The sequence below is a fragment of the Petrocella sp. FN5 genome (genome assembly GCF_029210395.1).
Taxonomy (GTDB): domain Bacteria; phylum Bacillota; class Clostridia; order Lachnospirales; family Vallitaleaceae; genus Petrocella.
In genome coordinates this window covers 1-8,802 of the sequence record NZ_JARGDP010000091.1, presented here as the reverse complement: position 1 = coordinate 8,802, position 8,802 = coordinate 1, and the positions used below count along the sequence as shown (strand labels likewise).

Below are 8,802 nucleotides of genomic sequence, written 5' to 3'. Positions count from 1 at the left end.
TAATGTCAGTGGAACCTAAAGGTACAACAGTAACATACAAAATAAAGTAAAATCTAAGTTTTTAATCTAACAAGCAAAGACGCCTATTAATAAAGGGTATATCTGAATAACTTCTCATAAAGCATTGTGAAGCAATCTATATAAGAAGAAAATATCAAAAGAAAAGTCTGGAGTCAATGATGAGAAAAAGTAGAAGGTTTAACCCCATTAAATTCATATTCCTGGTCCTGTGGCTTATTAGCATGGGCTTTATTGTGAACCATTATTTTAGCGGTCAAGATGAGCTTGTTATTGACACAAACAAGGTCATCTCTCATACAGCCAGTCAGAGCAAGCTTTTTACCTCGGACAAAGAGGATTTTATTAAGACGGAGGATGAACTAGAGGTGGCGGTGGTTGAGATGATTATGGCTTGGGAAAGTGAGCGAGAATTCATGATTCCAACTCTCTCTTATGATCAGGCTGAAAAAGGGATTCAGGCAGCGATTGCTTCTATGAAAGATTATCCTGGGTATTACTCAGCTGTCAGCTCCACAGAGTCGGCCACCAGTGATGTGTCACTAAGGTTAAGAGTTAATTATAAGATCAGTAAGGTGGATTTTGACGCTAGTGTCAAAAAAGCGGAAGCCATTGTAGATGATATTATTCATGAGGGCATGACGTCTTTTGATAAGACCTTAGCTATTCATGATTATTTGGTGGACCATATTGCCTATACAGATAACATAGAAGCCAGTCATGAGCGTATTTATACTATGTACGGTGCTTTGATTCATGGGGATGCAGTTTGCCAAGGCTATGCTGAGGCTTTTCAATATCTATCTCATTTGGCCGGTCTTGAGACGATGATTGTTCAGGGTACGGCTGGGGGTGAGGCCCATGCTTGGAATCTGGTCAAGCTAGATGATGATTGGTACCATGTAGATGTAACCTGGGATGATCCGGTTATGCCTGGGGGTACACAGGTAAAGCGTTATGATTACCTAAACGTTACCGATGAGCAGATCAGTATGGACCATCAGTTCCAGACCGAAGATTACCCGGTGGCAAGAGGTGAAGGCTATAACTACTATGTCTATATGGACCTGTACGCGGAAAATGAGTCTGACCTTATAGAGCGGTTACAAGTATTCTTTGATGGACAAGGTCACCAAATTGAACTAAAGACAGGTTATGATATTGACCATACCTATGTGGAAGGGGTCCTAAGTGCATTAGAAAGGGGCTCGTATAGAAGCTTACAGTACAGTGTGAACCCGGTGCACAACACCTTGAATCTATCGGATGTGGTCTATTGGTAAAGGTATTTAGGTCTATTGATTGAGACGGTGATCGGTCTGTGAAGGACAAAAGCCCTATTTGTGAATGGTATTTACCATTGAGACAGATAGGTATTAATGATAAGATTAATACGTATTATGTATGCGTATTTTTATTTTTCTTGTATTTTTTTATATGGGTTGATGTAGTAAGAAAGGGTGATTGAGCATGAGAAAAAGGAGCATGGGGTTGCTGGTGTTGTTGACTTGCTTTTTACTTGTAATGACAGGCTGTAGCGAAGATAAAGCTGAAGATATGATTAAAGACACCATCGGTGCACTGATGGATGCAGAAAATGAGGCTATTGAAAAGGACACACAAGAAAGTCAAATGGATTATGATGATGATAGCCAAGACAATGAAGCTCTACTTGAAGAAGAACTTAACTTAAGCACAGATGAGGTCAGTCATGCTGTAAGTGCCAAGATGCCGGAGGGATATCCCTATGATTTTTGTCCACTCTATGAACCGTCAGAGATTGAGATTGCAATTAGAAGCGAAGACGATGTGTTTATAGGCTATACAGTGGGTCTACTTACTAAGGATTCAGTGGACCAAGTCAAAAATTTCTATATGGGTTATAGTCCTCAAAATACGAATGATATGGGCATGATGGCTGTCTATGTTTTTGAAGCGGAAAATGGTGTTGACTATGCTACCGTGTCAGTAATGGAGAACCCGGATGAAGGAGAAAAAGAATTTGAGACATCCTTTACGATTTCAGTGGGTTTAGGTAAGTAAAGTATAGATTAAGTATAGGAAATAGGATGAAAACCGATGTGATCTACAGTGCACATCGGTTTTTTAAACGTATTAGCCAAAGATAGGACCTCTTATTGTGGCACTTTTACAGTTGACATAAGGGCTCTTAACCTCTATAATTTCATCATGAAAAGCTTTTCATACCAGTCTGTAAGGAGGCGTTATTGTGATTAATAAAGAAGAGGGCAATAAAATGGATGCAATCCAATGGGAGGTACCTAGACCGGAGGATTATGATAGGATAAAAAAAGGTGATATGCCGGGAGATGTGATTCAGATACAAGAAGGACATATTACTAAGGCAACTCTTATATTTCCAAAGTTATATCAGTTGGTTACAGCCATACTGGAGACCCGTCCCAAAGATAAAGCGGTTATCTCGGTTCATGGTGGTTCCGGTGTGGGCAAGTCGGAGATTGGGGCTTTATTGGCTTATTATTTTAAGGATCTTGGTATAGGCACATATATATTGTCAGGGGACAATTACCCCCATAGAATACCCAAGCACAATGATCAGGAGCGGTTACGGATCTTCAGAGAGAGAGGTCTTAAAGGATTCGTTGCACAAGGTGCCTATAACAAAGAACGAAGTGAGCAATTAAGAGAGCTTCAAAGACTTGATCTGGATTTTGATCCGGATCAGATTAAGGCATACCCGTGGTTGTTTATCTATCAACAAGAGGGACGCAAAGGTCTTGAAGATTATCTTGGTACGGCTGCTGAGATTGATTTTGAGGAGATTAGCAATATTATAGCTCGGTTCAAAGGTGGTAAAGATCATATCCTTCTGAAAAGAATGGGGCGTGAAGAAACAGATATATGGTACGATAAGGTTGATTTTACGGATGTTAAGGTGATGGTTATTGAGTGGACTCATGGTAACAATGCGGCTCTGACCGGTGTGGATATTCCGATTCTACTTAACAGTACACCCAGTGAAACACTTGAACATCGTAGATTACGTAATAGAGATGGTGGGACAGACAGTCCTTTTACAAGCTTGGTATTGGATATTGAGCAGAGGTTGCTGTTTTCTCAGGCTTCCAAAGCTAAGATTATTGTGCTTAAGGACGGCGAGATTGTGAATTATGAACAATACCGTCAAATCATGTTACAAGAGGGTCTATAGTAGAGGAAGTGAAGGAGGCATATCATGAATGAATTAAATCATGGCGCAGCAAAAAAAGAAAAAGTGGGTTTGGGACCCATGCTTAATGTCTATCCAGACAGCGTTGGCGCTTCGCTTAGTGGTCTTGTGAAGTTGCTTGAGAAGGAAGTTTTTAAGGATGTTTTTGAATCTATGTATATATTACCCAGTGTGTTTAATACAGATCTTGATAGAGGCTTTTCAGTAATCGACTATGAAGTGAATGCTTTGCTGGCATCAAAAGAGGATTTGGAGACTTTAGAGCAAATGGGTATGGATTTTAAGTTTGATTTTATTCTTAACCATGCATCGGTGCTATCCAAGCCTTTTCAAGATATAATTAAAAAAGGGGATCAGTCTATTTATAAAGACTTTTTTATTGATTGGAATCTTTTCTGGGAAGGCAAAGGTACCATGACAGAAGAGGGCTATATTCAGCCAGATGCGGCTTTGATTGAGGATATGTTTTTTAGAAAGCCCGGCTTACCTATTCTAAATGTTCGAATGCCGGATGGTAAAGAGGTGCCTTATTGGAATACATTCTATCAAGAAATCAGGTACAACCCTATAGATGCCATAGACCTTATGGCTGAGATGGACCTTCAATACGGACAGGCACACTTGATTGCAGAGAAGGTAAATCAAGGGCTTCAAGAGGGAAAAAAGCCATCAGAGATAGAACTTGGTCCGATGGCTTCTCATCAGACGCTAGTTGTTGACTATCTTGAGTCCCATCGCAAATACTTAGGACAAATGGATCTGAATATAAAGTCCCCTCTTGTATGGGATTTTTACGAAGATACGCTAAAAAAGTTGGCCGGCTATGGCGCCGGTATCGTGAGACTGGATGCTTTTGCTTATGCACCAAAGACACCGGGGGAGAAGAACTTCTTGAATGAACCCGGAACATGGGATCTCCTTGAACGTGTCAAATCCTTAGCGGATCGTTTTGACCTGAATCTTCTTCCGGAGATTCATTCGAAATACGAGGAAAAAATACATGAAAAAATAGCAGAGGAAGGCTTTATGACCTATGACTTTTTCTTGCCGGGATTGATTATCGACGCCTTTGAAAGTCACTCAAGCGTCCATTTGATTCAGTGGATCAAAGATCTACAGGACAAGAAGATGCATACGGTGAATATGCTGGGTTGCCATGATGGTATTCCTTTATTGGATCTAAAAGGCTTGTTATCTGATGGTCAGATTCAGAATCTAATCGATGTTGTTGTCAGTCGTGGTGGCTATGTGAAGGACCTTCATGGAAAAAAGAACATCTATTATCAGGTGAATGCGACGTATTACAGTGCCCTTGGAGAAGATGATCAGAAGATGCTCCTTGCCCGTGCAATTCAGATCTTCATGCCGGGTAAACCCCAGATCTGGTACTTAGACCTCTTTGCGGGTAAAAACGATTATGAAGCGGTAAAGCGTGCGGGGGCAGCAGGTCACAAAGAAATCAATCGAACCAATCTGACTTTGGAAGAAATAGAAGGTCGTCTAATGAAGAAGGTGGTTAGAGAGCAGATTGAATTGATTAGATTCAGACAGACTTTCCCGGCTTTTGGTAGAGGGGGTAGCCTTGAGATTATAGAATCCGATTCCCATAAACTGGTTTTGAAATGGGTAAAAGATGATTATTCTGCCTTATTAGAAGCAGATCTAAAGACCTATAAATACGTCATATCCACTTCGAAATCAGCTATATAAAATCATGACAAAATAACATAAAAGATATATGAATCAGACCCCAACCGTCAAAAGTTAATGAAATACCTGTTAAAAGGTCAAAACAAGTGAATATTCAAAATGGTCAATGAATCTATATTGACCATTTTTTCGTTTATATATCGAAAGTTCTAGGACGACTATTGTTACATGGCTAATTTTACATTATAATGGAGTTATGCATGATGATTCTATAAGCCTATATTTTTTGTGAAATACCAGTGATCATATAGCCTGTAGAAGAAAGACTTGGTGTTACCTATGATAAGATTTAAAAGATTGCTATTATATCTTATAATTGCTATCTTGACAGGCCTTGGACATATTGCTATTAGGCTTGTGCCATTTAAAACCTTGATTCGTTTTATGACAAACGTAGATGAGGTAGAGACAGAAGTGATGACAAAAAAGCAGACTAATAGGTTGAAGTCCGTGGCGTTAATTCTAAACCGTGTTAATAGGCATGTTTTTTGGCGTGTTAAGTGTTATGAACAAGCCTTGGTTGCGTTGTTTTTTGCCAGATTACTGGGCATTAATATGATGATCTTCTTTGGGTTGCTAAAGGACGAAAACGGTGAACTTTTGGCGCATACATGGACAGAAGCCGGAGATATGTATATTACTGGCGGAGAGAATGCTCATGCTTTTTCTGTTGTTTATAAAAGAGGCTATAGAAAAAACAAAAACAGATTGGGCTACAGTTTTGGGGATACTAGGGTGTAACAGACATAATAATAAAGTTTTGGAACGGAGCGTTTTATGACGACATGTATTTTGCTTGCAGGTGGTAACGGTACGCGAACAGGTATTGATTGCCCAAAACAATTCTTGGAGATTCAAGGAAAACCTATTTTTTCATATGGCTTAGAGACATTAGAGCACGTGGATGAAGTGGATGTGATTATTATTGTGGTCCTTGAAACTTGGGAGGTATATGTGAGGGATTGGGTAGAAAAGCTTGGATTGAAAAAGCCAAGGTACATTGTTCGTGGCGGTAAATCCAGACAGCATTCCATCTACAACGGACTGATTAAGGCACGTGAATTTATGGCGGACGAGGATATCGTTATGGTTCATGATGCAGCTAGACCCTTACTTAATCCGGATGTGGTTCGAAGGACAATCGCGATGGCCCACAAAAAAGGGTCAGCGATACCGGTTATTAAGGAGAACGATGCTCTATACATGAGCACGGATGATCACTATGTGGAGAAGACCTTATCCAAAACAGGTTTGTATAGAGGGCAAACACCGGTTTGTATTCGTTTTGGGGTTTATTACGGTTTACATGTTTCGGCTCAAGATGAAGATCTTACCAAAGCGACAGGGAGTTGTACTTTATTGTTTCAAAACAATATAAAAGTCGCTATGGTGGAAGGTGATGTAAAGACTTACAAGATTACAACAAAAAAAGATGTAGACATGTTTAACGGTTATTTGAACTTGATACATGAAAACCTTCATGTCTATGAAAACCATAGGGTTAAAGAGAGAGAATAATCAAAACATTGGGCCAATTTAGATAGATAGATAGAGAAATGCTACTGGAGGGTATTATATGAACATAGCACTTGTTTTTGCAGGTGGTAGAGGTCTTAGGATGAATAATCCTGAACGACCAAAGCAGTTTATGGATGTAGAAGGTAAGGCGGTTATTATTCATGCTTTGCTATGCTTTGAACGACATAATGAAATAGATGGTATTGCTGTTGTTTGTTTGGAAGAATGGCAAGAGCATTTGCGCGGCTTAATTCACAAGGAAGGCATTACAAAAGTGAAATGGATTGTGTCCGGTGGCGATACAGGACAAGAATCTATTTATAAAGGTCTCCAAGCTATTTATAAAGACTGCGAGAAGCCAAAGGAAACAGTGGTACTCGTCAGTGACGGCGTGAGACCTTATGTTCGTGATGAGATTATTAGTGAAAATCTATCATGTGTAAGAAACCATGGTGCCTCAGTGACGGTGGCTTATGTCCCGGAAAATATTGTAGAGATAGATGAAAAAGGCAAGATCAACCGTTTACCAACTAGAAGCAATTGTATGTTTGCAAAAGCCCCTCAAAGTTTCATACTTGAAGACCTAATGGCGGCTCACGCAAAAGCAATCTCAGATAACATAAGGCGTTTCATTAATTCGGCTGAACTGATGAACCACTATGGACATCCTATGTATGTGGTGGTGGATTCTATTGACAATATAAAAATAACGACTCAAACAGACTTATATACTTTTAGCGAAATTATCCGCAGACAAAAAGAGGCAGAAGCATAGCCAACAACCTAGAAATCAACTAGGAGAATTAGTTAGTAATCAAGTAACTGTTTTGACTAGATAACTTCAAAAATAGAATATGGGGGTCGTTTTGATGAGTAGACTTAATAAAAAAATATCACCATCTATTATGTGTGGTGATTGGTTAAATATTGAAAAAATGATTTATCAACTGGAAGCAGCAAAGGCAGACTGGATTCATGTGGATATTATGGATGGGCACTATGTTCCCAATATTACCTTTGGTTTTGACATGGTCAACCAAATAAGACGTATAGTAGATATCCCTTTGGATGTTCATATGATGGTCTATCATCCTGAGAGATTCTTTAATCGATTTGAACTGGATCAAAGAGATATTATATCGGTACATTATGAAGCTGTTGAGCACATGAATCAGATTATCCATATGCTTAAGCAGAAAAAAGTCAAGATTGGGATTGCTTTAAACCCGGGTACAGATGTATCTGTGCTTAGGACTTATGTTGAAGACCTATATATGGTGTTATTGATGATGAATCAGCCCGGTGGCTATGGTAAGTCTATGGAAGCCGGGATGATGGATAAGATCCGTGAAACCAAAACATTAATAAATAAAAGCGGAAAAAAAGTCTTAATCGAAGTGGATGGAAGTGTTAGTTATGTACTTGCAGGTGAGATGAGCCGGGCAGGAGCGGATATTTTCGTTGCCGGGACGTCATCTATTTTCAATAAAACGATGGATTTAAGGCCAAGTGTTCAGAAGCTAAGACGTATCGTTAACCATGTTGAACCTAATTACTATGTACATGATTTGACTTCTTTGAAACAAAGTGTTTAAATATAGTATGATGAAATGAAAAACATTATCAATTACAGCGCGTATCAACACACGGTAGGTGAGGAGTGGTTATTTGAAAGTATTTAAAGTTAAGAGTCTGGTTTTTGTAACCGCTATGGGAGATTTATTCTTCTTTCTTGGCAGTTATGCATTAATAATTAAGCTTGCAGGATGGCTTCAAGGGTACGATCAAGTTATGGTAGACCATTTATGGTTATATGTTCCTCTAGGCGGGGTTATTATATTTGCCTTGATGTTAACTTTTGAAATGTACCGTAATATTTTTTATAGACAAATACCGGATATTATATTATCAATAGTTTTGATTGTTGTAGCCAATACGATCATAGGACTATTTATTGTAAGTCTTTTTGAAGTATTCAAACTACCTATATGGATTCTTCTATCTGCGGGTCTTTTTCAGATCGTGACAATCGCATTGTGGCGGGTTATAACCTGGTACGCACGAAAAACCTTACACAATAAACAGAGCATTATGATTATCGGTGATATGAACCAAGCCAAGTCTTATACCATGAAGATTCTTGCTGAACAGGGACATTTGTTTAACATACGTTATATTTATGATTATGAAAAAGGCATTGAAAATGCTTTTGAATTAATTGGCAATGTGGACCATGTCTTGTTGTGTAGTGGTGTCCAGAGTAAACATAGTGAAGAGATTTTTATATACTGTATGAGAAACAATAAAAATGTCTTTATGATACCGGATATTTTTTCCATTAACCT

9 protein-coding genes are annotated in these 8,802 nt (G+C 38.9%); all 9 read left to right on the top strand.

The genetic code is table 11. The features are described from left to right. Positions 1–179 precede the first annotated feature (179 nt). Positions 180–1,301, top strand: a complete 1,122-nt coding sequence (locus P0N36_RS13745) for a transglutaminase domain-containing protein (protein ID WP_275843430.1) — start codon at positions 180–182, stop codon at positions 1,299–1,301. 187 nt (positions 1,302–1,488) lie between these two features. Beyond that, positions 1,489–2,061, top strand: a complete 573-nt coding sequence (locus tag P0N36_RS13740) for a hypothetical protein (RefSeq protein ID WP_275843429.1) — start codon at positions 1,489–1,491, stop codon at positions 2,059–2,061. A gap of 187 nt (positions 2,062–2,248) precedes the next feature. Further along, a complete protein-coding gene (locus tag P0N36_RS13735) occupies positions 2,249–3,211 on the top strand; it encodes an adenylylsulfate kinase (protein WP_275843428.1) in 963 nt (320 codons plus the stop codon). A 24-nt stretch (positions 3,212–3,235) separates the two neighbouring features. After that, the gene (locus P0N36_RS13730; RefSeq protein ID WP_275843427.1) at positions 3,236–4,939 is read left to right on the top strand and encodes a glycosidase; all 1,704 of its coding nucleotides are present in this window, start codon (positions 3,236–3,238) and stop codon (positions 4,937–4,939) included. A gap of 279 nt (positions 4,940–5,218) precedes the next feature. Then, positions 5,219–5,680, top strand: coding sequence for a lasso peptide biosynthesis B2 protein (locus P0N36_RS13725; protein WP_275843426.1), 462 nt, complete (start codon positions 5,219–5,221; stop codon positions 5,678–5,680). 36 nt (positions 5,681–5,716) lie between these two features. Then, the gene (locus P0N36_RS13720; protein WP_275843425.1) at positions 5,717–6,457 is read left to right on the top strand and encodes an IspD/TarI family cytidylyltransferase; all 741 of its coding nucleotides are present in this window, start codon (positions 5,717–5,719) and stop codon (positions 6,455–6,457) included. Positions 6,458–6,515: 58 nt separating this feature from the next. Further along, positions 6,516–7,232 carry an IspD/TarI family cytidylyltransferase gene (locus P0N36_RS13715; RefSeq protein ID WP_275843424.1) on the top strand — a complete coding sequence of 239 codons (717 nt, stop codon included), beginning with the start codon at positions 6,516–6,518 and terminating at the stop codon, positions 7,230–7,232. A 94-nt stretch (positions 7,233–7,326) separates the two neighbouring features. Further along, complete coding sequence (locus tag P0N36_RS13710) at positions 7,327–8,052, top strand: ribulose-phosphate 3-epimerase (protein WP_275843423.1); 726 nt, start codon at positions 7,327–7,329, stop codon at positions 8,050–8,052. A 73-nt stretch (positions 8,053–8,125) separates the two neighbouring features. Further along, the coding region (locus tag P0N36_RS13705) for a hypothetical protein (protein ID WP_275843422.1) at positions 8,126–8,802 on the top strand (677 nt) is incomplete at its 3' end.

Bases quoted from the DNA above. Each gene is read 5' to 3' on its own strand.
- P0N36_RS13745 (WP_275843430.1), top strand. From the start codon at position 180: ATGAGAAAAAGTAGAAGGTTTAACCCCATTAAATTCATATTCCTGGTC.
- P0N36_RS13740 (WP_275843429.1), top strand. From the start codon at position 1,489: ATGAGAAAAAGGAGCATGGGGTTGCTGGTGTTGTTGACTTGCTTTTTA.
- P0N36_RS13730 (WP_275843427.1), top strand. From the start codon at position 3,236: ATGAATGAATTAAATCATGGCGCAGCAAAAAAAGAAAAAGTGGGTTTG.
- P0N36_RS13725 (WP_275843426.1), top strand. From the start codon at position 5,219: ATGATAAGATTTAAAAGATTGCTATTATATCTTATAATTGCTATCTTG.
- P0N36_RS13720 (WP_275843425.1), top strand. From the start codon at position 5,717: ATGACGACATGTATTTTGCTTGCAGGTGGTAACGGTACGCGAACAGGT.
- P0N36_RS13715 (WP_275843424.1), top strand. From the start codon at position 6,516: ATGAACATAGCACTTGTTTTTGCAGGTGGTAGAGGTCTTAGGATGAAT.
- P0N36_RS13710 (WP_275843423.1), top strand. From the start codon at position 7,327: ATGAGTAGACTTAATAAAAAAATATCACCATCTATTATGTGTGGTGAT.